At 66.9% G+C, this 24,604-nt stretch carries 19 protein-coding genes and 4 pseudogenes; 12 read left to right on the top strand and 11 right to left on the bottom strand.

Going from position 1 to position 24,604, the window contains the following annotated elements:
* Positions 1-247 precede the first annotated feature (247 nt).
* Complete coding sequence (locus tag ACTWP8_RS36585; RefSeq protein ID WP_443326377.1) at positions 248-808, top strand: RNA polymerase sigma factor; 561 nt, start codon at positions 248-250, stop codon at positions 806-808.
* Positions 805-1,878, top strand: a complete 1,074-nt coding sequence (locus tag ACTWP8_RS36580) for a hypothetical protein (protein ID WP_443326376.1) — start codon at positions 805-807, stop codon at positions 1,876-1,878. Before ACTWP8_RS36585 ends, ACTWP8_RS36580 begins: the two co-directional genes overlap by 4 nt.
* Before the next feature lie 173 nt (positions 1,879-2,051).
* Here ACTWP8_RS36580 and ACTWP8_RS36575 read toward each other — a convergent pair.
* The 3 genes and pseudogenes from ACTWP8_RS36575 to ACTWP8_RS36565 form a co-directional block, all read right to left on the bottom strand.
* Positions 2,052-2,582: pseudogene (locus tag ACTWP8_RS36575) on the bottom strand (transposase); the annotation flags it as partial.
* 346 nt (positions 2,583-2,928) lie between these two features.
* Positions 2,929-3,567: an RICIN domain-containing protein gene (locus tag ACTWP8_RS36570; RefSeq protein WP_443326382.1), complete on the bottom strand. Its 639-nt coding sequence runs from the start codon at positions 3,565-3,567 to the stop codon at positions 2,929-2,931.
* A gap of 194 nt (positions 3,568-3,761) precedes the next feature.
* Positions 3,762-4,139 (bottom strand): hypothetical protein, encoded by a 378-nt coding sequence (locus ACTWP8_RS36565; protein WP_443326375.1) that lies wholly within the window; start codon positions 4,137-4,139, stop codon positions 3,762-3,764.
* Between the two features lie 414 nt (positions 4,140-4,553).
* Between ACTWP8_RS36565 and ACTWP8_RS36560 the strand changes: the two genes are divergently transcribed.
* Positions 4,554-5,350 (top strand): IS5 family transposase gene (locus ACTWP8_RS36560; RefSeq protein ID WP_443326381.1). Its coding sequence is split into 2 segments (ribosomal slippage): positions 4,554-4,899 and positions 4,899-5,350, totalling 798 coding nucleotides; the frame shifts between segments, so codons are not numbered across the junction.
* Between the two features lie 336 nt (positions 5,351-5,686).
* Here the strand turns inward: ACTWP8_RS36560 and ACTWP8_RS36555 are convergent.
* Positions 5,687-5,920: pseudogene (locus ACTWP8_RS36555) on the bottom strand (transposase); the annotation flags it as partial.
* Positions 5,921-6,317: 397 nt separating this feature from the next.
* Here ACTWP8_RS36555 and ACTWP8_RS36550 point away from each other — a divergent pair.
* The 3 genes from ACTWP8_RS36550 to ACTWP8_RS36540 all read left to right on the top strand — a co-directional run bounded on the left by ACTWP8_RS36550 (position 6,318) and on the right by ACTWP8_RS36540 (position 8,649).
* Positions 6,318-6,590 (top strand): hypothetical protein, encoded by a 273-nt coding sequence (locus ACTWP8_RS36550; protein ID WP_443326374.1) that lies wholly within the window; start codon positions 6,318-6,320, stop codon positions 6,588-6,590.
* Positions 6,591-6,950: 360 nt separating this feature from the next.
* Positions 6,951-7,499, top strand: a complete 549-nt coding sequence (locus tag ACTWP8_RS36545; protein ID WP_443326373.1) for a TnsA-like heteromeric transposase endonuclease subunit — start codon at positions 6,951-6,953, stop codon at positions 7,497-7,499.
* A 16-nt stretch (positions 7,500-7,515) separates the two neighbouring features.
* On the top strand, positions 7,516-8,649 hold the full coding sequence (locus ACTWP8_RS36540) for a hypothetical protein (RefSeq protein ID WP_443326372.1): 1,134 nt from the start codon (positions 7,516-7,518) through the stop codon (positions 8,647-8,649).
* Positions 8,650-9,364: 715 nt separating this feature from the next.
* Here ACTWP8_RS36540 and ACTWP8_RS36535 read toward each other — a convergent pair.
* Positions 9,365-9,592 carry a GNAT family N-acetyltransferase gene (locus ACTWP8_RS36535; RefSeq protein ID WP_443326371.1) on the bottom strand — a complete coding sequence of 76 codons (228 nt, stop codon included), beginning with the start codon at positions 9,590-9,592 and terminating at the stop codon, positions 9,365-9,367.
* A 594-nt stretch (positions 9,593-10,186) separates the two neighbouring features.
* Between ACTWP8_RS36535 and ACTWP8_RS36530 the strand changes: the two are divergent.
* Positions 10,187-10,915: pseudogene (locus tag ACTWP8_RS36530) on the top strand (transposase family protein).
* A gap of 262 nt (positions 10,916-11,177) precedes the next feature.
* The gene (locus ACTWP8_RS36525) at positions 11,178-12,059 is read left to right on the top strand and encodes a hypothetical protein (protein ID WP_443326370.1); all 882 of its coding nucleotides are present in this window, start codon (positions 11,178-11,180) and stop codon (positions 12,057-12,059) included.
* 475 nt (positions 12,060-12,534) lie between these two features.
* On the opposite strand, the gene ACTWP8_RS36520 is transcribed toward ACTWP8_RS36525, so the two are convergent.
* The 5 genes from ACTWP8_RS36520 to ACTWP8_RS36500 form a co-directional block, all read right to left on the bottom strand.
* The gene (locus tag ACTWP8_RS36520) at positions 12,535-13,305 is read right to left on the bottom strand and encodes a hypothetical protein (protein ID WP_443326369.1); all 771 of its coding nucleotides are present in this window, start codon (positions 13,303-13,305) and stop codon (positions 12,535-12,537) included.
* A gap of 137 nt (positions 13,306-13,442) precedes the next feature.
* Complete coding sequence (locus ACTWP8_RS36515; RefSeq protein WP_443326368.1) at positions 13,443-16,097, bottom strand: hypothetical protein; 2,655 nt, start codon at positions 16,095-16,097, stop codon at positions 13,443-13,445.
* 1,499 nt (positions 16,098-17,596) lie between these two features.
* A complete protein-coding gene (locus tag ACTWP8_RS36510; RefSeq protein WP_443326367.1) occupies positions 17,597-18,763 on the bottom strand; it encodes an alpha/beta fold hydrolase in 1,167 nt (388 codons plus the stop codon).
* Positions 18,764-19,324: 561 nt separating this feature from the next.
* Complete coding sequence (locus ACTWP8_RS36505; protein WP_443326366.1) at positions 19,325-19,450, bottom strand: hypothetical protein; 126 nt, start codon at positions 19,448-19,450, stop codon at positions 19,325-19,327.
* Positions 19,451-19,537: 87 nt separating this feature from the next.
* Positions 19,538-20,479, bottom strand: coding sequence for an ISAs1 family transposase (locus tag ACTWP8_RS36500; RefSeq protein ID WP_443326365.1), 942 nt, complete (start codon positions 20,477-20,479; stop codon positions 19,538-19,540).
* 83 nt (positions 20,480-20,562) lie between these two features.
* Between ACTWP8_RS36500 and ACTWP8_RS36495 the strand changes: the two genes are divergently transcribed.
* Positions 20,563-20,691 carry a hypothetical protein gene (locus tag ACTWP8_RS36495; RefSeq protein WP_443326364.1) on the top strand — a complete coding sequence of 43 codons (129 nt, stop codon included), beginning with the start codon at positions 20,563-20,565 and terminating at the stop codon, positions 20,689-20,691.
* Between the two features lie 152 nt (positions 20,692-20,843).
* Here ACTWP8_RS36495 and ACTWP8_RS36490 read toward each other — a convergent pair whose 3' ends face one another.
* Positions 20,844-21,341: a winged helix-turn-helix transcriptional regulator gene (locus ACTWP8_RS36490; protein WP_443326363.1), complete on the bottom strand. Its 498-nt coding sequence runs from the start codon at positions 21,339-21,341 to the stop codon at positions 20,844-20,846.
* A gap of 101 nt (positions 21,342-21,442) precedes the next feature.
* Here ACTWP8_RS36490 and ACTWP8_RS36485 point away from each other — a divergent pair, with 101 nt between their 5' ends.
* The 3 genes and pseudogenes from ACTWP8_RS36485 to ACTWP8_RS36475 all read left to right on the top strand — a co-directional run bounded on the left by ACTWP8_RS36485 (position 21,443) and on the right by ACTWP8_RS36475 (position 24,487).
* Positions 21,443-22,087 carry a dihydrofolate reductase family protein gene (locus ACTWP8_RS36485; protein ID WP_443326362.1) on the top strand — a complete coding sequence of 215 codons (645 nt, stop codon included), beginning with the start codon at positions 21,443-21,445 and terminating at the stop codon, positions 22,085-22,087.
* Between the two features lie 570 nt (positions 22,088-22,657).
* A pseudogene (locus tag ACTWP8_RS36480) lies at positions 22,658-23,406 on the top strand (MFS transporter); the annotation flags it as partial.
* A gap of 487 nt (positions 23,407-23,893) precedes the next feature.
* A complete protein-coding gene (locus tag ACTWP8_RS36475) occupies positions 23,894-24,487 on the top strand; it encodes an SGNH/GDSL hydrolase family protein (RefSeq protein ID WP_443326361.1) in 594 nt (197 codons plus the stop codon).
* Positions 24,488-24,604 lie beyond the last annotated feature (117 nt).

Raw genomic sequence — 24,604 nt, 5'->3', positions numbered from 1 at the left:
TGGACACAGCTGCAGCCGTCATTGCGATCGGCTCGGTCGTCACTGCCAAGGCATGTGCTCTGCTCGGACTGTGGCTACGGCTGCGGTGGCGGACACGTCGTGAGGAGGCCCGGCACCAGTACCTTGTCCGTGTCACCAGGGCAGTAGCCTCCGGCGCTCGACTGGAGCTTGATGAGCAGCGCGGCGATGGCCACCGCCTTCGAATGAAGATCACCCGTACAGTGGCTGAGGGGGAGGACCAGGCAGCGTGAGCGAGAACGACTCGGCAGACGGCGGCGACGGCCCGGCGACCGAACCCGTCACACGCCACCGCGTGCGGAGTGAAATGGATGAGGAGTTCTCCGCCTTCTACTGCAGCACTGTCCGACTTCTGGTGGCCTTTCTCATCAATCAGGGCGCTGCCGTGCACGTTGCCGCCGACATCGCACATGACACGATGACCAGCGCCTACCGGCGCTGGAGCGAACTGCACACGCCCCGGCCATGGGTGTACAAGGTTGCCTCCCGCGCGCTGGTGCGCAAGTTCGCCGCCATCGAGGAGGAGCCCGTCCAGGAGGTTCCCGAACCGACGTCATTGCTGGCCCGCCCGGACGCCATCGGGGAGTGGGAGACCCGGCACGACACGCTGCCCATGCTGCGCAGCCTGCCGCCCCGGCAGCGCCAGGTTTTGGCGTGGACACTGGCCGGCTTCACGCCCAGCGACATCGCCGAACACCTCGGCCTGCCCGCCGACACCGTACGCGCCAACCTCAGAAAAGCCCGCCGCGCAGCGGCCGACTACCTCAAGGCACGGGAGGAGGAGCAATGACCCGCCACCCCGACCACGACCCCCGCGACCAGGCCGTGGAGCACTGGTTCCATCACCACCAGCGCACCCTGACCAACGCACTGGACGACGTCCTCGACACCGAGGCCGGCCTGCGCGAAGTCCTGCTTCAGTCCCGCCACGACACGGCCGCGGACGGCCTTGACGCGGTGCTCGACGTCGGAGCCGGCCTGGCCGCCATCCTGCCCACCCCCCTTGAGCCAACGCCGACCAGTCAGCCCGCCAGGCATGAGACGACGCAGGATCACACCACCGCGGAGAAGCTCTTTCGGTCCCTCAATCCGTCAGACCGTATGATCCTGCGCAACCACCCCGACGTTGCAGCCGCAAGCCGCGACCTCGACCGCGACCGCGACCTCGACCGCGACCGCGACCTCGACCGCGTCCGCGACCTCGTCCGCGACCTCGCCCGCGACCTCGCCCGCGACCTCGCCCGCGCCCTCGCCCGCGCCCGCGACCTCGACCGCGCCCGCGCCCGCGACCTCGACCGCGCCCGCGCCCGCGTCCTCGACCTCGACCTCGTCCGCGCCCTCGACCTCGCCCGCGCCCTCGACCTCGCCCGCGCCCTCGACCGCATCCTCGACCTCGCCCTCGACCTCGCTCTCGCCCTCGACAGCGACCTCGACCGGGCCGGCGACCTCGCCCTCGCCCTCGCCCGAGACCTCGACCTCGCCCTCGACCGCGACCTCGCCCGCGCCCTCGACCGCGACCTCGCACGCGCCCTCGACCTCGCCCTCGCCCTCGCCATCATCGATATCCGCACCAACCAGGTTCGCCGAGCCATCGGGCTGGTGCTCCGCCGGGAACCACCGGCGCTCGACAGGAACTCGGTGCACGCGTTTCTGGACGACTTCACCACAGCCGATCTGCGTACTGCCGAGCTGACCGGCGTCGGTCTCGTTGGGGTGCGCTGGTCGGAGCATGGAACACGGTGGCCGCCGGCCGTGGATGTCGAAGATCTCAAGGCTCGCTCGGAAGAGACCCCGTCGGGCAGCGGTATCTGGGTCGTTCGGTCGGGTACTGCAACTGTCCGCGGCCTCACCGGACTGTGACAGCTCCTGTACCAAACGGTGGCGCGGGCCCGACTCCACCGGACGGGTTGGTGTTGATCCGCATGTTGGATGCTGACCTTCGTTCCTCACCCTCACTGAATGACTTTCAGCATCCAGATGACGCGGCCTCCTGACCAGGGATCACAGAAATTCAGTCAGGCGTCGGCTGGCACCGGTTTCCTTGTCCAGCTGGGGGTGGCGCCTTTGCGGGCGAGGCGTCTGGTCATGAGGGTGATGGCGGCCCAGGTGATCAGGGTTTCGGAGTGCTGGACGAGCCGTTCGTAGTCCCTCGCGTGGCGGCGTGCGTGCATCATCCACGCGAGACTGCGTTCGACGACCCACCGGCGGGGCAGCACGACAAAGCCGGAGGCGTCCTTGGGGCGGCTGACCGGCTTGATGGTGAGGCTGAGGTGCTGTTTTGCCCAGTCGACGAGCTTTCCGGCGTAGGCGGAGTCGGCCCAGACGATTGTGATCTCGGGGTGCACGAGGCGGAGGCGGAACAGGACTTCCTTGGCCGCGGCGGAGTCGTGCAGGTCGGCGGGGGTGACCATGACCAGCAGGGGAAGTCCTCGGGTGTCGACGACCAGGTGGCGCTTGCGGCCGTTGATTTTCTTGCCTGCGTCGTAGCCGCGGGTGGCTTTGGAGACGGTCTCTTCGTCGGCGCCCCAGTGAGTACTTCCAGTCGATCCTGGTCCGCACCGCATCCGCCGCCGCCCGGTCGGACAGGTTCTCCGCGAACTGCAGCACCGATACCAACGCCAACTGCCCCGGCGACAGGCCCGGCCTGCCGTCCCTGGGATACAGACCGGCAAACTCCTCACTCGAACAGCACGTCCAACCGGTCCCTGATCAACATCGCAGGCGTGCCCCTCGGACACGCCGCCCGCGCCGTCCGCACCGTCCTGATCGGGATCCTCTGATGACTCTCCGGCCGCAGCGACACCGCGACCACCCCCACCCACGACACCGCCCCGCCCTCATCCAGCCAAGCACCCACCGCGCCAGCTGTCAGCACCCGCCAACATCACCAACAGAGTCACGGCATTGGCCCTAGGGGCTCCACAGTTGCTGGGGCCGGTCGCTGTTGCAGGTGGTCACCATGACCTGCTTGCTGCCGCCATAGGGAGGGGAGCCCATCGCCAGACAATGCCCGGTCTCGGTGTTCTTCACGGTTTGGCCGTCCGCTTTGGTCTGTCCTACGCGCCAGTGCACGTATCCGGTCCCACCGGGCCCGCCGCTGCAGGATTCGAGTCCGGCCGCGTAGTTGTTGTTGTAGGGCGCGGACAGGCAGTTCCCACTCGCCTGGTTGACCAGCTTGAACGTGCCGTCTCCCGTGGAGCGGAACGTCCACGCGTAGGCTTCGCTGGCGCTGCAGGTCCCGTAGGCGGGGTAGACGGATGCGTCGCCGGACACACATTGGTGGGTGTCAGCGTTCTGGATTCGCGAGTCGTCCCCCACGGAGAACGTTGAGGGCGGGGATTTCAAGGGCGCCGACGGATCGGCCGGCGCTGACGGCGGCCGGACCTCAGGGACACCCCCCGGATCGTTTTGTTCCGGCTGGGGCCCATACGGTGAGGATTCGGACGAGCGCGTGGCCCGGACTGAAGGTGAGTGGGCACGTGACGGCCCTGAAGACGACAATGATTCGGAAGGCCGCTCCCCGCCCTGCGGGGAGGATTGGTTCGGCATGAGGGCGATGGTCATGATCGTTCCGCCCACCACGATGACGGGCATCACAAACAGCATGATGCGCGTGCGGCGTATGCGCGTCTCCAAGGCGGTGTAGGCGACGTTGTCGGCGCGACCGACCGCCACTCCTGCGCCGGAGGCAACGGTCGCACTATGGGGGGTGATGCTGGGGGCTTGGGTGTCGCCGGGTGCGCTCAGCCCTGGTGCGGTCCCGGCTGGGAAGGGTTTCCCAGCGTCACATCCCCCATGCGCATGGCGGCTGCGGACCCGTGGTCGGCCCGAATGACCACGTTCCCACCTACGGTCTGTCCACCGTCTCCCACCGACACCACGACACCGGGCATGTGCTCGCCGAGCAGGGCACGCAGCGCTTCGGCTGCTCGTTCCCGCTCGTCCTCCCTTAAGTTCTCGAAAGCTGTCTCGAAGTAGGTCTGCCAAATGGCCTGCTGGCGGATCCTGAGCGAGTCCAGTTCGCCGTCGCCGGCGTCCGCGAGCGCGCCTGCGCTACGGTCCAGCCGTTCCAGCTCGGTGCGCTCCCGTTCCTCGTCCCCGCGGCCTAACCACGTGGCCACCGCCTGTTGGAACCCCTGCCACGTGCTGGTTCCCGCGGCCTGCACCACCGCGGTACCTCCCGCCGCAGCCAGAGCCGTCAACTCCTCCGCCAGCATCCGCTGCCCCCGTCTGCTTCACAACCGTCTGGTTCCGCGACCCTAACGCCGCCTCCCGCCCGTCCACATACTCTTCGCCAAAGACAGCGTTCTCACGAGCTAACGGTCGCGCGGAGACCGTCGGCCTTCGACCAGCAGCGCAACGGCACATACGGACCAACGAGTCTCGCCGTCGCCCGCAGCGCCGCTGCGCTCTCCCCTCGGCCTTGCATCTGCACGCATCTGCGCGCACACCGGAAACCGCTTCCTGATCCGCCCTGATCAGAGGCTCTAACAGGTCATCTCATTTGGCTTGTTCGATAGCCTGCCGGTGTGGGGATCGTCGAGCGGTTGGTGCCGGATGAGTTGTGGGAGCTGTTCCAGCGGGTGGTTCCGCCGGCTCCGGTACGGCCGCAGGGCGGCGGCCGCCGTCGGCATGGCGATCGGGAAGTGCTGGCGGCGATCGTGTTCGTGGCCACATCAGGCTGTACATGGCAGCAACTGCCGCCGTCCTTTGGCCCGTCCGGAGCCACCGCGCACCGTCGGTTCAGCGAGTGGCGCAAGGCACGCGTGTGGGCCAAGCTGCACCGCCTGGTGCTCGACGAGCTCGGCGCCCGGGGCGAGCTGGACTGGACGAGGTGCGCGATCGACTCGGTGAACATGCGGGCCCTGAAAAGGGGGACCTGACGGGTCCGAATCCTGTCGATCGAGGTAAGTACGGCTCGAAGATCCACCTGGTCACCGACCGGAACGGTCTGCCCCTGTCCGTGGGCATCTCCGGGGCCAATACGCACGACAGCCAGGCGCTGGTGCCGTTGGTGACGGGCATTCCGCCCATCCGTTCGCGCCGCGGACGTCGACGCCGCAGACCCGCCAAGCTCCACGGTGACAAGGGCTACGACTACGACCACCTGCGGCGATGGTTACGGGCCCGCGGGCTCATGCCGAGGATCGCCCGCAAAGGTGTCGACTCCAGCGAACGACTGGGCCGCCACCGCTGGACCATCGAACGGACCATGGCCTGGCTCACCGGATGCCGACGTCTGCACCGCCGCTACGAACGCACAGCCAGCCACTTCCTGGCATTCACCAGCCTCGCTTGCACCCTGATCTGCTACCGACGACTTACCAAATGAGATGAGCTGTAAAGCCAATGCGTGACTCTGTTGGTGATCTTGTGGAGCTCCTCGATGTCGTCGCCGGTCACGGCCGCCCTGCGGCCAGTTTCGCTTTCCAGCCGAAGGTGGAGTGGAAGCGGCCCGCGGCGATGTGGGCGAGGGCCTCGGCGTGGTAGGGGACGCTGTTCGGCGGTGGCTGGCCGATCGGGAACCAGTCGAGGCCGCCGCATTTGGCGGGCTCCCGGTTGTGCGGCTCGCCGCTCCAGGCGCGGGCTTGGTAGAAGACGCCGAGCCGGGGGGCCTCGCCGGGCGCCGGGGTCTGTCAAACGAGCGGTGTAACCAGGGTGGTTGGAGTCAGTGACGGGCTGCTGAGAGGCGGCCGTCGAAGGTGATCTCCAAGGCATTCAGGGCGGTCTTCCAGCGGCTGGTCCAGCGGCTTTGACCCTTGCCGGTCGGATCCAAGGACATGATCGCCATGTAGACGCACTTCAACGCGGCCTGTTCGTTGGGGAAGTGGCTGCGGGCCTTGACCGCCCGGCGGATCCGCGCGTTGACCGACTCAATGGCATTGGTCGTGCACACGATGCGGGACGGCGGGTTTCTGGTGCCGTGGTGCGCGTTGTGCGGACACCGGCGGCAGGTGGGTGACCGGGTGTGGTTGATGTCGGCGGACAGCTGGCAGGTGTGCGGCCGGCATCTGCGGTGGACGGATGACTCGCGCAGCACCGATCCGGAGGCTGTTTCTGTGGCCGCGCTTGCGGAGTGCGTGACAGCGCACCTGGACAGGCTTCGTCTACAGCGTAAGTTCAAGTTAGCTGGCGAGGAGTTGTTCGCCGATGCCTGCCAGGTCATGTACCAGTGGTGGAGATAAGCGCCCGACACGCTGGTGTGGGTACAGCGTGCCTGGACGGCAGGACTGGAGGCCCGTTCGGCGCGTGCTGTACCACTGGTCGTCTTCCCCGAAGCGGTCAAGCTGGCCTGGCTGATGCTGCGATTCGAGCAGGCCGGGCTGCGCACGCCGCAGGACCGGGGCAAGTGGCTGGTTCGGGTGCAGCATCAAGCGGACCTGTGGGATGTCGACTTCGCCGCGGGCAAGAACGCACTGTTGCGGTGGCTGGAACGCCACAGCCGTCCTGCCGCGACGAGTGCGGAAGCCGCCACGGCAGGACGGCGCTGGCTCGCGCTGGCGGAACGGCACAACCGGATCGCGTTCCGTGCGGGCTCACTTCAGCAGCGCTCGTGCATGCGTAGCGCATGAGCCCTCAAGAGGACTGCCCACGAAGAACCGTGCGGTCGAAGGCATGCGCGACATCAGACAGAACGCTCCTCGCCACAGGGCGATGGAGCTGGAGGAGCAGCCGACCGGACAAGCGTTGCGGGGCCGTGCGGCGGCACGGCAGGGAGTGGACGGTATGAGCGCGGTAAAGGCCCCCGGCCGCCTGCTGAAAGGTAAGGCGGTGCCAGGCGCGAGGCAGGATGTCGTGGCCCTGTACCGCGAGCCGTACGGGCCGGTGCACTCGTGCAGCGCGGCCGGGCTTCAGGGGGTGGTGCTGGAGGAGTTCGGGCCGGTGAGCGAGCCGGTGCGCGGGGCCGCAAGGGCATCATCACCTACTGGCCGGTGGCGACCCGGGAGCAGACCGTGGTGTGCGGCAGCCTGCGGCAGTGGCGGCTGGCAGTGGAGCTGGACTTCGAGCCGGCCTGGGCAGCGTTCAGTGCCGGCCCGGTGGAACTGCAGTGGCGGGCGGGAGGCCGCCTTCGCCGGTGGCGCCCGGATTTCCTGGCGCGCACGGCCAATGGCGTACGTGAGGTGCTGGTGCTGAAGCCTGCCCGCAAGGAGAGCCTGCCCGCGGCGAGGCTTCAGGTGCTTGAGGAGGTGGCGCGGGCGGCCGGGTGGCGGGTGCGGCAGGTGCGCGAGCCGTCGGGGCTGCGCGGGCGCAATCTGGGATGGCTGACCGGCTACCGGTTCCCCGCAGGCGACGAGGAGGACCAAGGGCGGGCGCTGCTCGAGGCGTTCAGGGCACCGACAGGTCTGCGGGCGGGGGTGGCGGCGAGCGGGCTGGACGAGCTGACGGGGCTGGACCTCGCCTACCGGATGCTCTGGCAGCGGCGGCTGCTGTTCGATATCGCGCAGCCGCTGCTGCCCGATGCCCTGGCCTGGACGGCCTGAAGGACCGGAGTGGCGCATGGCGGGAACAGGTGAGGGCCGACTTGCGGGGTCGCTGTCCATCGGGGCGCGGGTGCGCTGGCAGGAGCGCGAGTGGGAGGTGGTGGCGTGGCAGGGGCCGCAGGTCACGCTGGTGCCGCAGGACGGCGGGGAGGAGGCGCCCCGGGCGGTGTCGTACCGGTGGCTGGTGGGCGCGGAGGACTTCGCTGTCCTCCGCGGCGGTGCGGCGCCGGCTGCGGACGGCGCGGCACTTGGCGAGTGGGGGCGGCAGGAGGGACGGGAGGAGGAGGCCGCGCTGTGGCAGGCGCGCATGGTGGAGATCGACACCGGTCTGGCGCCGGGCCGAAGCGAGCATGCGCGGGGATTCGGGCCGGGGAAGACGCTGACCCAGCGGTGCGCCGCGATGTCGGCGCGACTGGCCGCCGACGGCATCCGCTGCTCCGCCCACACCCTCGCCGACAAGCGGCGCAAGTGGAAAGCGGCCGGGGAGAACCCGGTCGTCCTGCTGCCCGGAACGCGGGACAAACGGCCGGGAGGCTTCACCGATCCGCGATGCCTGGCCGCCATGCAGGAGGTGGTGGCCCGGCGTGCACACGAGTCGGACGTGACCATCGACGTGGTCCGCGAGGAGGTCGAGGACCTGCTGCACTCGCGGTACGGCGACGAGTTCGACGACCCGACTGCCGCGGCGGCCCTGCTGCCTTCACGTTCCACCTTCTACCTGCGGATGAAGGAGTCCGGCCTGGCCGATGCCCTGGCCGAGCCGACGCGGGCCCGGGCCACCCTGGCCTCCACCCCGCCCCTCCCCCACGGCGGGCGCGAGCCTGTGCTGCGGCCGGGACAGGTGACCCAGGCCGACACCACACCGCTGCGGATCCTGGCCCGCGGCGACGACGGCCGGCCCACCGCCACGGAGATGACCGCGCTCATCGATGTGGGCAACCACAGCATGTGCGCGCTGATGATCACGCCCAGCCGCGGCAGGCGGTTCGTCAGGACCACTGACGTGCGCTCCCAGCCTGACAGGTCCGGTGCCGCATTACGAACATCCATGCAGGACGCGCGTAGAACGCCTCGTGACCGGGCCGAGAGTGGCCGATCTCCTTCGCGTTGCTCGGCTGCCGGACTCACCTACGTGGCGAAACGACGTTGACGGCAGCTGCGGCGTTGGCCGATGTCGCCGGCCCGTTTGGCGTTGGCGCGGTGGTCGCGCAACCCGGCCGCAGGCCGATGCCGGGCCTATGCCGAGGCCCGCTCTCCAGGGCGCGACCCAGGAGCCTCCCCGCTGCTGGCCCGGCTCACGCCGGAGACCGCGGCCGCCGAATTCCGCCGCTCCGCCCTGGCGCTGTTGGCCCGACACCGAGACGGCCAAGGCCGAGGCGAGGTTCGCGTACGAGGCCGAGCGGCGCACCAGCTGCTCGGCGGCGGCATCTCCCAGGGGAGCGGCAAGCTGCAGGATCCCTTGGTGCCCTCCCCGCTCGTCTCCTTACTCCGATCGGAAGGACACGGTGGCCCACCACTTCGTCCGTCCCGATCCACGGGGTGATGTCCACGGTCTTGTCCACGGGCGTCTCGGGCGGGACCCCGATGATCAGGGTCAGGTTCCGCTCCGGCGACGGGTTCGTGACCGCCACGGCCTCGTTGGTGCTGAAGGACACGCTTCCTGCCTTCCTTCTGCGGTGTGTAGGATCTCGCGCTCGGTTTCATGTGGCAGCGCCGTGACCTGGGTATTTTCCCTTGTCTCACAGCGCTGCACACGGATCCTGTCTCAGCTCCACGTCATATCTCCGACCGAGCCCAACAGCCGCACCTCGCTGACCTGCGTGTCTCACCGAAATGCAGCTGATGTGAAGTCAGCTGTGAGATCGTCAAATTGTGTAGGCGTGCAGGTGATCAACCTCTTGGAGTCCGACCGAATCGTAGAGGCCGTTGGCGGCGGTGCGATCACGGTCATCGCCAGACGGTGCGTCATCGTCCACGTAGAGGATCGCCTCGCAGGCTCCGAGCCCGGCGAGGAGATCGAGCGCGGAGCCGAGCATCGCCCGTACCAGTCCGCGCCCCCGGGCTTCGGGTTCCACGCCGATCCACCACAGCACACCGATCCCCTGGACCGGCAGGCCGACGACGGCTCCGCGAGCGTCGTGCCGCCCCCGCGCACTCCAGCCGGCGGGCGGTCCTGCGGCGCAACTCCGCGACGTTCCCGCCCGCCTCCGCAAGGACCTCCCACGGGGGCGTCACTCTCAGCGAAAACCCGTCCTGCCGCGGCCGCGCCTCGACATGGCCCCGACGACCAGCCACCGCCACACCGTCCGCTCCTACACCCCCGCCAACTCAGCCGCGATCCACACATGCAACCGCGACAGCGTCCCCTCCTTGTCCACTGCAAGAAGCCGCCGTACCACCACACCCCGTGCCAACGGCGGGCCCCCGGCCGGCACAACAGGAGCCGATCCCGCCTCGGCCTCACCCGCCGAACCCCCCTGAACCGTCATACGGCCCAGCCCACCCGACCCCGCCGGCCCCTCAACGAATGCACCTATCACATCAGTGAACGCTTCTCATCCTGTGGTTCGCGGGTGATGGCGGCTGGCGGTCGAGGTCCGTGACGCAGCAGGGCTCCTGGTCGTTGCGCTGGTGATCTCACTCGCCAACGTCCCGACGCAGGAGCCCTGTTGGTCCCGTATCGTGCCATGCTCGATGTCCCGCACGAGGTCGTGGAGCATGTCTCGTGGCTCATCTACGCCTGAAGGTGTGGAAACAACTCCCGCTGGCGCAAGCTGGCTGCTTCCGGCAGGCCCTGCTCGTCCTGGTGCACCTGCGCAAGGACGAGACGCTCGCCCGGTGGCGGCCGGATTCGGTGTCTCCACCGCCACAGCCGGCCGGTACGTGACCGAGACCGTCGAGGTCCTCGCCGAACACGCCCCTAGCCTGCACGAGGCTCTGCGCGAGCTGCCGCCGGAGGGGTTCGTCATCCTCGACGGGACTCTGATCGCAACTGACCGCGTGGCGGCGGACGAGCCGTACTACTCCATGAAGCACCGCCGTCATGGGATGAACGTGCAAGTCGTGGCCGCCCCGGAGGCAGGCCGCTGTGGTTCTCGCGGGCCCTGCCCGGCCGCACGCATGATCTGACCGCGGCCCGCGCGCACGGTGTGATCCAAGCCTGCCTGTCCCATCAGGGTCTCGTCCTGGCGGACCGGGTGTATCGCGGAGCCGGGGCCACCGTCCGCACCCCGTACTACGGCCGAGACCTTGCCGAGAAGTACGCCCAGTTCAACCGTGACCACGCCCGTCTGCGGGCACCGGGCGAGCGAGCCTTCGCCCGCCTGAAGCAGTGGCGGATCTTCCGGAAGGCGCGCTGCAGCACGAGCAGAATCGGGCCGACCGTCGCCGCCGTTCACGCCATCGAGATCGCCTGACACTCAAGATGAGAAACCCTCAGTGACACACAAAGCCGAACACCCCAGTGACATCACAGCCGAACCTCACACTCCCCACCGGCCGTTCGGGTCAGCGAGGCTGGGGCTGGAACGGAAACTGTGCTATTGCCCTCCGACTGCAGTACTCCAATGCCCCAGATGGAGGAGGCCCGCGTCCTGCTTGGGCCACCATTCACATCTGTCGACTTAGCGTGGTCCGTGCGCACCCAATTATCACGGGCTGCAGAGGGCAGGTCCTGGTGTGAGCTACTTCTGCTTTCAGGCAAGCCAGACACAACACCTTACTCGGCTCGCCCTGCACGTAGGCGAAGAAGCACAGCCGATCCTGTGGAAGGGGGTCGGCCCCGACGACAATGTGCATGCCGTGTTCTTCCGCCAGGAGCCCGTCGTGGTGTTCGCCGACGAGAAGGCCCCCACCCACGCTCCACAGAATTCCTACCGCGTGCTGGAACTGACGGGACGGGCTCCGGGCACCGGCAAGCTCAGAGCCGTTGAGGTACCTCGCACAGGCGACCTGAAAACGCTCGGCGAGCTGCAGGTCGATGTACGGCAGGTCGATGGCGGGGAGGCGGACCTCACCTACTCCGGCAAGTTCCTGCACTGGCACAGCTCGACCCCTAAGACGGTCAAGGCGGCCGGTCCACTGCTGTTTCCCGCGACCTCCGGGCTCCCCGGACACCAGATCGGCCTTCAGCAGTCGAGTAAGGATCACGGGCCTGTACCCGAGGGCCTGTACACCTTCTTCACGCACGTCAATCCGCGTCAGAACTCCGTCCAGGCAGCCAACCTGCGGGGCGATAAGGCCATCGACAATACAGAAGACGGAATCGAGTTCCTCCCTATCGGCGGCAACGGACCCGTACGGCCGGAGTGGGGGACGTTCCGTGTCCGGCTCACACCGGTCCGCGGCAATATGCACGGCCGCAGCGGCTTCTACCTGCACAACTCACGCAAGGGGTACAGCCACGGATGCGTCGAGATCGGAAAAACGTCCGAAGGTGACGACTTCTTCGCCCTCCTCCTCACGCTCTCCGCAGAGAAGACGAGGAAGCCGAAGCTCACACTCCGTGTCAAGTACTCGTATCCGCAACAGCTGACTCGCGGAAACACAGCGGCACCTTGATTCTCCCCCGGCAGCAGCACGCTGAGCGCACAACCTGAGCACGTACCTGTGCCACCGCCGGCCCCGGGCTGCTGCCGCGCAGCTGCTGGCTCAGATCCATGCCGACCGTCGGGCGGACTGGTGGGTGCTGGCTTCCAAACGGGACTTGGGCTAGGCGTTGGAGGACTCCTGGCACAACTACGCCTCACCCCGCTGCACGAGGTCGTCCGCACCTGGCAGGCTCGCGTGGACACTGTCCCGACCGTTGATGCGATCAGTTGGCTCTGGCCTGGACGATTCCGATCACGTGGCCGTGGAGGACGTCCTCGGAGCCGACCGGTGAGCGAGCCGGTCTCGTCTACATCTCCACACGCTACGAAGGTGTTCGTCGGCTACCTGACCACGCCCGCGCGATGGTGCGTGATGTGCTGGATGTCGCCATGTGCTGGCCCTGGGGATTCACCTCACGGTCAAGAGCGGCGAGCTGGGGGCATGGTCAGGGAACGACCACCTTGTCGATCCGGTAGGCGGCTGCCAGCTGCATTTTCAGTACACGCTCAGCGGTCATCACGCTGTCCCATGTTCGGCCGACGAGCTGCTGGTCGATGATGAGGACGGTGTTTCCGGTTATCCGGCCGTATACGACGTGCCCGTCGGTGGCTCCGCCTCGCATGAATACGACGTAGTGTCCGTCGACGCCGCCATAGACGGTAGGCTGGAAACCACCCGGGTTCGGCACTAGTTTGATCCCTACCTGGTCGAACCAGTTGCGGGCGTATGCCTCCGCTGCTGCATAGTTACTGATGGTTTCTCGCGGTAGGCCGAATCGGCGGACAAATGCGGCAGCTTCGACCTCTGCTCCGGTTATTTCCAGGACAGCGCGCGACGCGGTCTGCGCGGCGCAGTCGCTGAATCGCGTTGTGAATGCGGAACCTATGCCTCTGACGACCACTGCTCCTCCGCCGACGGGGCCGGCCGCGAGAGCGAAGATTGCAGCCTTGGCAAGTTCTGCCGCCACCCACAGTGCCCTGGTTTTGAAGCGCTCGTTCTCGTAGGTGGCGTTCGCGCCCTGGCTGAATCCCTCCCGGACGGCGGCTGCCATGACTGGATTGGTGGCTGTGGGGAGCGGTGGGAGCTTTGTGTAGGCGTCCTGGACAATCGCGATCTTGGCGAGCCGTTGGTCCTTGTCCATGCGGTCCCAGAGGACAACGCCGGCCAATTCGGGGCGTGGTTTCAAGAAGAGATCGCAGAAGTCCTCGCTGAGCACGCGGAATCTGGCATAGGCCGCGCCCACGGGTACCGCGGCCTGCCGTTGGGCGTCGGAGGCGGGCGGGTACCCGGAGGGGCGGGTGACTCCTGCCGCTGGTGCGGGATGGCTGCGTGGCTGCGTCATGGCGAATGTTTTTATGAGATGTCGGAGAGGTTGGACGTCAGGGCGATGTCGGTGCCGGAGGTCGGGGTGTACTCGTTCCATTCGGCGATGAGTGCGCCCTTCTCGCCGGGTTGCAGTACCGGGAAGGGGGTTGTGGAGCCGATGTGTGCGAACGTGACCTTGTCAACGGTGATCTCTGTCGCGTTTGGAATGTCAGTGATCTGAACCGCTTCCTGGATGTGTCGTGCGTCTTCGGTGTCGAGCACGACTCGCTGGCCTGCAACGAAGCCGGCACTGTTTTCGACCTTGATTTTCACCGGGCCGGTGTTTGGTTGAATGTTGGCCGTGGATGTCGTGTACACGGCGTCATGGAGTCGCGTGGCTGTCGTGCCCGGATTGGCCGCTGGGATCCCCGGGTAGTTGCGGTCGTCGTACGCGGCGATCTCCTTGGCGATCGAGAGATACGGGGCCGGGATCTGCGCGCCGATTGAGCCGCCTTCGGCGAAGCGCATCCAGGCCTCTTCCCAGCCCTTGCGCACCGTCAGCACGATACGGGCGCTGCCCGCGCGGAGGAACGCCTGCCGAGTGGCGTCCGGATGGCGAAGTTCGCGGATGAAGCGCCAGCTCGGGGGGACATCCCAGAAGTAGGAGTAGAGGAAGGTGACGACGTTCTCCCATTCGATCGCCTGGTTGATGAAGCGGACCAAGTCCTCGTGCTGCCTCACCAGCGTCCACTGTTCCTGGCTCAATCCAAGCTTCGTTTCATCGAAGCCGATGCCGTGCGCGATGTCGACACCCGCAGCCTTGAAGGCGGCGAGCACGGAGTCCGGCATGAAAGCGAAGTTTGCGCCGAGGATGAAGCGGAGCACGCCCTTCATGATCTCGTCGTTCTCCTCGCGACGGAGCGTGAGCGTGTCGACGTTGGTCAGGCGCTCCTCGATCGCCAGGATCTGGGAAGCGATCTCCTGCTGGCGCGCGACGTACTTGGCCTGCGCGGCATCGAAGAGGGCGGTCCAGACCTCGTTGCGCCACTGGTCGATGGTCTCCGGAGCCAGTTCGCACAGGGTGGTGAGCTGAACATCGACCTGATCGGAGTGGTGGAAGAAGAAGGTAACCTTCTGCTTGCCGGTGTAGCCCTGCAAGAACGGCGCCCCGGAGGTGGCTATCAGCTGATGGTCGCGAATGACCAGTGCGCCGGTTTGGTTGTTCCACTCCGGCCGGATCTTCGTGCCGATGACGTCGAACATCAGTTTGTTCTCGTCCCCGTCCTGCTTCCCGATATGGGCATCGAGCCGGACCTCTCGAATGCGGGTGGAGGCTGGGACTTCGAACTCGAGGTCGAGGAACCACCAGCCGCCGTTCGTCCCAACGTGCGAACCTGCGGGTACCGGGGTTGGGTCCGCCGGATACGTCTTGACGGTCGCTCCGTACCCGTCTGCGAGCCATTTGTACTTCGGTATGCCCGGCGTTCCAGGGGGGACCGGGTTGCCGTCCGCGTCGACGAGCGTGGTCGTGATGTCGGAGTGCCTGACCGGGAAGTCGAACGGGCCCTGCTGGGCGCGCAGTGCTTCGAGCTCTGCGTAGGCGCGGCGCATGGCGGCACCCGGCTCAGGGACGACGATGTCGTATGTGAGCCGGAGCCCGTAGCGGTACAGCCTGACCCGCCAGTTCCGCATCAGACTGAAGTAGTCAATGCGCACCGGTTGCGGATTGTTGTTCTTCAGCATTCGGGTCGACGTCTCCGACGTGCCCGTCTCTGTCTTCGTCGAAATCGTGACCTTATGTTCCTGCCGCGATCGCGACGATGCCTTCGCTGTAGTGCTCCGCGCATGTTTGACGCTGTCCGCCGCGGACTTGGACGTGGAGTCCTGTGCGGTGAATCCGGCCGTGCTGGACCCCGAGATAATCGGTATACCGCCCTGGACGGTGCCGGTGACGTTGAACTGGTTCGAGTGCTGGCTCTGCGACGTCGTCGATTGAGAGATGTCGGTGTTGTCCGTGACTCCGGTCTCACTCACCTCCTCGAGCGAGTCGGTTACGATCTTCGTGAATTCCTTGGAGGTGACCGACCACTCCTTGTGTGTGACGGCTGTTTCCTCGAACGGCGCCATCGGGATCGTGGAGACCAGTCCTCCACGTTCGATCCCGTGGGGCACCATCTCGATCCGCTCAAGATTGAGCATGCCCACCGGAGGTGTCGAGGCACGTTCGAGCCCGCGCAGAGCGACGATCGCCGAGTTGAGCGACTGAGCGTACTGGCCGATGTCCAGTTCCAACTGTCGTTCCTGCGCCCGTCTCATTTGTTCGGACCTCAGCTGCGCCAGTTCACTCGCGAATGCTCTAAGTTCGGCCGGCGGCACCTTGGAAACAGCGGTGATGTCCGGCTGGAACGCTGGCACCAACGGGTCCTCGAAAGCAGCGAGCAGGTCGATGGTCTCGGCCGACACGTGCGGGCCATATGCGTCCCCGGGCGCGCGCCCTCCGGCTTGGAGCCGGTTCCTGACGCCCTGAGTGTCTCCTTGCGCCAGTTCGAGCTGTTGGATCGCAATGTATTTGGCGAGGCCCCCGCTGGATGCCTCGGCGGCGGCTGCTGCGGGGGTGACCTCGACCGGGACCAACGTACCCTTGAGGACTTCTCTGGCGGAATTGTTCAGGAGCGGACGGGGGGTGGGCGGGGTTTCAGGCACGACAACCTCCTGTGTGCCAGTGTGCTTCTCCATTGGAGCCAGAAAAGGGCCGTGACTGCCGTGAGGGGCAGTGCGGAGCCGATCAGGGCCTTATCGCTGCAAGTTCAGGCGGAGCCCTGGAGGCTTATCACCCTTACGGATGCGTTTCATCACTCTTATGGTCGCACTGAGGTCCCCAGGCTGCATCTTGCAGTGGTTGCGGTCCGGTGGCCACGCAGTGACCGTCAGTGCATGGATCGGTCAGCGGCGGCGTCGGCTTCGTCGGCAAGCTCGGTTAACAACGCGCAGCAGCGCCTGGGGCTGCATGGCACGGGCACTCGGCGGATCCGGCTGGGCGGGGAGTTCCGCGAAGGCCTCCGCGTTGCGCGCTGTCACCGGCAGGGCGAGCCAGGACTCGAGGCGGGTCTACGCAAAAGACTTTGAACTGGCTGGAGCGTTTGGTTCGCTGTTCAAGAGGGGATTCGCGGGTGAGGCGTCGGCTTATGAAGTCGATTATCGCAACGTGGATTATGGCTGCTGCGCGGTGCGGGTGGGTCTCGTAGTCGTGGGCGAGGCGACGGTGGTTCATCAGCCAGCCGAGGCCCCCTCAACAACCAGCACCGTGGATCGCCTTGTTGGATGTTAGGGGCCGGTTGGAGGACTTCGACGTCGATGCCAAGGCGGGCGCCGTAGTTGTATAAGCAGTACGCGGCCCGTAACGTCCGCCACCCGTGGGTGGCGGCGACCCGTAAAGCGCAGATCAGGAGGACCGCGTCCGCTATGCTCCGGCGCCGGCTGGGGGCTGACTCGCCGTGTACGTCATCGCCCTCGCGCTCGGCGGCGATGCGCAGCGCATCGCCGCGCGCCTGGAGGCGCTCGCCGGTCACATCATCGACCGCCCCGGCAACTGGGTTGCCGCGGTGGTAGCGGAGCAGGCGGCGGGCCTATTCCCCTGGCGGCGTTCGGGCAGTGGCCTGCCAGCCAGGGGTACTTGGTGTTCCACTGTCGGTTTTCGAGGTCCAGTGGTATCTCGTCCTCGACCTGACGGAGCGTAACGGTAGGTGTATGACCGTTCCTCGGCACGGGCGTGATGGGCGGGCCCTTGTTCGCAGCGGCCACCTCTGCATGAGACGGCCCGCTGTCGGCGAGGGCGTGCGAGGAGGAATCTTGTCTTTGCTTCGGCCGACACGATTGTTCCCTGAACAGATGCCGGCCCATCCGGTACCGGCTCACTGCCAACGCCTCGTTGCCGTCGGAATCGGCGCCTGCCGCGCCTACGAGCTGCGAGCCGACGGCGACTGCATCCGCAGCGTCGTCGGAGTGGTCAGCCAGCGGCCATGGCCAAAGCCGCTGGCCGCACGGCGCTCGAGCACTGGGAGCCGGGGGGCGCTCTACTGAACAATGTCGGCGAGGCCTTGGCCTCGCACAGCGCCCTCGCCTCTTGAAGCGGGATGGATGCCCCGGTCCGGTCGGGGTGGTGCACGAAAGCTCGCTGGTCCGGGCCTGGGAGCTTCCCGTGACTACTCCATGGGTGTGAGGGCGCCGTCCTCGTCCACGTCGTAGCTTCCGTTGGTGAGGCCCTCGACGGTGGTGTGCTTGAACCACTGCTTGGACATCCGGTGCACGACCTTGGACTGGCGCTCCCACACGATGTCGTGCCCTGCGCAAGCGATCCTGAACATCAGCTTCTTCGGGCCCGGGATGGTCTTGTAGAGCGCGGGGACAGAGAAGTGGAGCTGGCCCAGGTCCGGCGAAGTGTTCACAAGGCTGTCCAACGCTCCGTACATGATGAGCACGGGCACCGCGTTGCCGAGAGTGTCGTCCAGCGGCACCGTGGCCGCGTTCCAGCCCCACCAGAAGGAATTCCGGACCCGCATCACGCCTTGCGGCGCCCGGCCTTCCTTGGGTCCCCAGCCCTTCCCAACTTCGTCGTTCTCCATGATCGCTTTCCATACCACGTCGACCATTCCGTCCTCCCGCTGATTGGGGCAGTGCTGCTCTCTGTCCCAAAAGCTCTGGAAGCCGTTCTTGGTGGTGAGGTTCATCGGGAAGCCGAACGTGGCAGCGGGCGCGGAGACGGGCAGCGGAACCGGCGCGTCGAAACGCGTACCGGGCTTACTCGCCCTGCCCTTCGGCGGGAACATCGGAGCGAGCAGGAGCAAGCTCTCTACCTTCTCCGGATGCTGCAGAGCATAAGGGCCGAGCAGGAAGGAAGCCGCGGACCAGCCGATGAGCGCGACCTTCTGCACATCGTGCCTGTCCCTGATGAACTCCACGACGGTGTCGACCTCGTCCCAGTCGCTCTGCGAGTTGCCCAGCTGATAGGGATACTTCGGGGAGCAAGGGGCCGGCAGCGGGTTGGGGACCAGGTTGTCTTCCTGCTGGGCAGGATTGACGTTGCACGCGTCGCCCATCTTCGGACGCGGGGACCGCCCGGATCCCTGGAGGTCCATGATGAACACATCGCAGCCGTCGTCCGCCAGCGACTGTGCCCAGCTGTACTTGCGGTGTTGAAGATCGAAGCCAGCAAGGGCCGGAACGCTTCTTCCGTGGAGCATGAGCACGGCCTTGCGCGTGTGCTTAGTGCCGTCGTACTCCCGTACGAAGAGGTTGACGGAGTCGTCCCGGTTCGCGGGAACCGTCGATTTGTGCGGTACCTGGTGATCCTTCGGGGTGATGGTGGCCATCGCGATGATCCAATCCGTTGACACGGCCCGAGACGAACGTCTCGGCCGCGCCAGAATCACCAGGGCCGGGCCCAAGCGCCGCGCACAAAGCCGCAGCCTTCCGCGATCCGACCCCATCGGGTAGATCCATCACTCCGAACGGCCGGTTCCCGGTATGACCTCCGCGTCAGGCCATCCATGAGCCATGTACCGGAGACGTCATCGGAGCGAAGACTGACGAGGCCGCCGTCGCTGCGTCCACTGGGGGTTCGTCGCTCCGCGGGAGGTCGTGAATGCCGTGGGTCGTTGGACTGCTGGAAGAGCATGAGCTTGCACGGCGTTCAGGCCCCAATGTCGGCCAGCAGCTGTAGGATCTCGCGCTCGGTTTCATGTGGCAGCGCCGTGACCTGGGCATTTTCCCCTTGTCTCACAGCGCTGCACACGGATCCTGTCTCAGCTCCACGTCATATCTCCGACCGAGCCCAACAGCCGCACCTCGCTGACCTGCGTGCCTCACCGAAATGCAGCTGATGTGAAGTCAGCTGTGAGACTGTGCAGCGAAATCTGAGACGCTACAGCTTCTCAGGCGCCGAAGCCGACGCTGGTGACGTGGGTGTAGGCGTCGTAGGCGGAGTCGAGGCCGTTGATGATGTCGTCCCAGATCTCGTCGAGGACGTCGAGGTCTTCGTCGAGCCAGGCGTCGACCATGTCGTCCCAGACGTAGCCGCGGATGTTGATGGTGCGGGGTGGCAGGTCGCAGGGCTTCGGCGTAGTCGCGTGATGTCCATTTCGTGATCATGTAAGCCCCAGGAGGGTGAGCGGGCGTCGCGCGTCGCGGGCGTTGCGACGCAGGCTGGCCGCGATGTTCGTGACGCCAGTCAGCCGCAGGGCTCCGATGGCCAGGTTGCGCCAGGTCGCCATCGCTCGGGGCGTGTTGCCGGTCCGCAGTTGTGAGGCGTCCTCGGCGAAGGTGGTGTCCCGGACGTGGTGCAGGGCCTCCACCTTCCAGTGCTCGCGCACCAGTGCTGCCAGCTGTGCGGGTGTCGCCTGGTCGGCGGTGAGGCTGGTGACGGCGTAGACGGTCTTCACGGTGGCCTTACCGGTCTTGCGGTCGGTGCGGCGGCGCTTGATCTGGACGGCTTGGCGGGCGCCGGGGAAGAGCAGGTTGTTCACGCTGGCCACCTTGATCCGGCGGATTTCGGTGCGTCCGTGGCCGCTGCCCCGGGTGCGCCCTTGGAGCGGGATCTGCTGCCAGGGCAGGGACTTCAGCTGCTTGCGCAGCTTCTTCTGGTTGCCCTTGACGATCACGATGTACTGGGCGCCGCGGCCCAGTAGATACGTAGCGTGCTCGCGCTGGGTGTGCATCGCGTCGCTGGTGACCACCACATCGGCCAGGTCGGCGACGGCCTGAAGCAGAGGCTGGAAGCAGGTGATCTCATTCGTCTTCTCCCGCACGTCGAGCTGGGCCAGGACCAGGCCGGTAGTGTGGTCCAGGGCGGCGAGCAGGTGGATTTTCCGGCCCTTGGCCTTGGCCGCCCCGCGCAGGCTCTTGCCGTCCACGGCCAGACCGTGCAGTCCGTCTGCTCTGTGGGGGCGGCGGTCGGCAAGCCAGCGGCCCACGGCCTGGTCCAAGGCGTCGCCATCGATCCGGGCCAGGAGTCGGCGAACCGTCGATTCCGCAGGCAGCAGCCGCTTCGGACACAGTGGATCGGCACGCGCGCCAACAGCTTGGAGCACCTGGGGCGGAGCGTCGGCGATCCACTCGCCGACCGCCAGCAGCGATCTCGCCCGCTCTTGACCAACTCCGCGACCACCAGAGTGTGCCGCACTCCGCGCGGATCACGCGGGTCAGGCACCTCGGCCAGCCGTTCCAGCAGGCCCGGCACTTCTCCGGGTACGACCTGCGGGTGGTCGCGGAGTTGGTCAAGAGCGGGCGAGATCGGCGATGATGCGTCGGCAGGCACGGTCTTCCACTCGGATCATGGGGCGTCGAGAACTCCATGATCTTGGGAGGCCGTGCCTGTCACGTTCTCGGCTGTCTGTCGTGCCAGATTTGTGCCAGGTTTTCGCTCTGCCTCAAGAGGAAGGCGCCCCTTGGCGATCAGGACGCCTCCGCGAGGGCGCGTTCGTAGGCCGCCTGGAGGACTGTTGAGGCCAGCGGGCGGTCGGGGCTCGGGCGGGGGGTGCCCAGGTGCACCTCGCGGAGTTCGTCCATCAGGTCTTCCCAGAGAGATGGCCCACCCTCCTCCAGCAGTCGTGCGCGGACGGTCAGTTCGGGTGTCGTGGGGCGGTGCCGCATTCCCCAGGAACCGAGCGCGACCATGATGGGGACGGTCTGGATGCCCGCCTCGGTGAGGCTGTAGGTCGCGCGTCGTCCTCGCCCGGTCTCCTCCTGCGTGAGGAGACCGCCGGCGAGGAGGGCCTTGAGGCGGCTGCTGAGGATGTTCGACGCGATTCCCTCCTCGGAGTGAGTGAGCAGCTCGCGGAAGTGGCGGCGCCCACCGAAGATCACATCGCGCAGAACGATGAGACTCCACTGGTCCCCGAGTGCCTCCACTGCCGCGTTGATCGCACACCCGGACCGCGGTTCGTCTCGCATACCCACCTCCAGTGATTGCATTCTGCCACCACCAAGCCTACGCTCATCCCGCTGGTGATTGCAGTTCGCAATCACGTCCATCGAGGGTAGGAGGCCACGCCATGTCCCGTGTGAGGGTCCACAACTTCTCCGTCTCCATCGACGGCTTCGCCACGGGTGAAGGACAGAGTCTCGATGCTCCGTTCGGCCACGCCGGCCATCGACTCCACGAGTGGTTCTTCCCGACCAGGACCTGCCAGCAGATGCAGGGCAAGCCGGACGGGAGCACCGGGATCGACGAGGCTATCGCCCGCACCTGGGATGCCGGCATCGGGGCGGAGATCATGGGCCGCAACAAGTTCGGTCCCCAACGCGGGCCGTGGGGAAACCATGAGTGGAACGGCTGGTGGGGGCCCAACCCGCCCTTCCATACCCCAGTGTTCGTACTGACCCACCATCCCCGTCCCTCGGTGGAGATGGAAGGCGGCACCACGTTCCACTTCATCGATGCCACGCCGCAGGAGGCGCTCCGTCAGGCGCGCGAGGCCGCAGGCGGCCTGGATGTGAGGATCGGCGGCGGGCCGACCACGATCCGCCAGTTCCTCGCCGAAGACCTCATCGATGACCTGCACATCGCCGTCGTCCCGGTCGTCCTGGGCCGTGGCGAGCGCCTGTGGGCCGGACTCGAAGGACTCGAGAAACGCTTTCAGGTCGAGTCCGTAACAACCCCCAGCGGCGTGACGCACATGACCTTCACCCGGCCGTAGCGCCGGCCCGAGCGCGAGCGGTGGTCCGGCAGCTGGACCAGGGCCTGCACCAGCGTCGGCAGGCCCGGCAACTCCTCGACCGGGCCGGGCAGCACGACATCCTCGCACTGGCGCATCAGCGCGTCGATCAGGATCTGCTACCCGCCGCCTCGCCACGGGTCACCGCAGCTCGCCCCGCCGCCCGTCTCACCTCACGAGAACGCAGAGGCACTGTTCTCGGCTGACCGCTGAGCTGGCAGATCGTCACGAACTGGACGTCCTACGACTACGCCGAAGCCCTGCCACGACCCCTACGACATATCCCGGATCTGGGTACGCAACCATCACGGCGACGGAGAGTGGATCGAGGCCACCTGGAAGCACCTTCGTCACACACCGGTCCCGTTCGGTGAGCTGGCCTGGGACCACGCCGCCCGGGGCTTGCCCGAGGGCACCGAGGCCGAGATCGCGGAGGCTGCCGCAGCTCTGCTGACCCGCGCCCACGCCGGGCCGCAGGACGAGAACGCGAAGCCAAAGAAGCCCACCCGCCGGGACAGGCGGGTGGCCGCCCCGCACCAAGGCCGCCCCAGTCTGCGTCTGTCACCGCTGCTCGTGGTGCCAGCCCTCGCCGGCAGCGTGCTCTGCCTGCCCGTGCTGCGGCGCTGGAGAGCACCAGAAGCGCCCATGCCGACACAGCGGTGACGACGGGACGCGACGACCGAGGGTCGTTCACGAAGCTCTCGCCGACAGTGATCTGCCGGTCCGTCGTCTTCGTCGGTCTGAGCACCTTCGTCTCGCTCTACGCCACGCAGCGCATGGAAGGCAGCACGGCGGCAGGCATCGCAGCGCTCTTCGTGCTCTATCTCGGCGGCGCGGTGGGCTCCGTGCTGAGCGGCAACCTGGCCAACCGCTGGGACAGGGTGACCGTCTCCCGCTGGTCGTACCTGGCCACGGCCGTCGCAGTCACCGGGATCATGACTGTCCCCGGCCCGACGCTCTACCTGTTCGTGGCATTGGCTTCCGCCGGCCTCTACGTGCCGCTCTAGCGGCAGGTAACCCTCGGCCAGGACTACCTGCCCTCCCGGGTCGGCACCGCCAGCGGGATCACCCTCGGCCTCACCGTCAGCACTGGCGGCCTGGCCAGCCCCCTCATCGGGAGCCTCGCCGACGCGACGTCCCTGCGCACGGCGCTGACCCCGCTGATCCTGATGCCCGCTCTGAGCTGGTTGTTGTTCCGCACACTGCCCGAACCGACCGCGCCGAAGCACATCACGACGCTGCAGCAGACGGGAGACGACAAGGATGCCGAACCCTTCCCCGTCCAGCCCGATCGCCGCTGAGCAACACTGGCTCCGGTGCATCCGCATCCGACCGTCCGGCCACGAAGACGGCGCGCCGGGCTCGTCGTCACGGGATGTCTGCCCCTGACGGAGTGGGGCTGCGGGGCCGCGCTGCGAGAGCCCTCGTGGCAGCTGGTGTCCCGCCACCTCACCTCAGACGGTGAGATCGACTACTGCAGGTGTCTGGCTTTGTCGATGAGAGCTGACACCACTTGTCGGTCAGCGGCGACAGCACCCGGTGTTGCCGGAGAACGATGTCGCTGGGTTTTGACACCGCTCGGGTACGTGCGGTGGGAGCATCGAAGTGCTCTGTGCGAGGGGGCGCCGGTGCCACCGAAGTCCAAGGGTTGAACTGGAGGTGAGATCCAGAAGGGCCCCTGGTCAAGACGCCCCAGACCGCCTCAAGTCCAGCAGTACCCATGGGATATGGCGCAGACGGCGCCGCCCCGACATGCAGCGCCCCCGCCAAAGATTGGAGCACCACCACATGTCACACGCCAAGCGCCTCCTGTGCTTCGGAGACTCCCTCACCTGGGGCTGGGTTCCCGTGACCGAGGCAGTTCCCACCCGCCGCTACCCTTTTGCCCAGCGGTGGACCGGCATCATGGCAGCCGAACTCGGAGACGTGTACGAGATCGTCGAAGAAGGCTTAAGCGGGCGTACCACCAACGCTGACGACCCCACCGACCCCCGGCTCAACGGCTCTCGCTACCTCCCCTCCGCCCTGGCCAGCCATCTTCCCCTCGACCTGGCCATCCTCATGCTCGGCACCAACGACACCAAGGCGTACTTAGGCCGCAGCCCCTTCGATATCGCCACCGGAATGTCCGTGCTCGTCGACCAGGTGGCCCGATCGGCGGGCGGCGTCGGCACCAGCTATCCCGCACCCAGGGTCCTCGTCGTGGCGCCCCCGCCGCTCGGCGAGATACCCAACCCCTGGTTCGCGGAGGTCTTCAAAGACGCCCAGGCCAAGACCACTGAACTCGCACGTCACTACCAGGCCATGGCGGACTTCACCGGAGTCTCTTTCGTCGATGCCGGACAGGTCGTCACTACGGACGGCGTCGACGGGGGACTGTAAATCGTTCGGTGTAACTCCTGATCATGGAAGATGCATCGATGACCAGTGACAACGTGACCGAGCCCGAAAGCGTCGAGTCGGTTGAGCCGCAGCCGGTCAAGTCCGTGGACGACCAGC

The sequence above is a fragment of the Streptomyces sp. 7N604 genome (genome assembly GCF_052245475.1).
In the GTDB taxonomy this organism is placed as follows: Bacteria; Actinomycetota; Actinomycetes; order Streptomycetales; family Streptomycetaceae; genus Streptomyces.
Note: the sequence above shows the minus strand (reverse complement) of the source record. Positions and strands in the feature narration are given on the sequence as shown.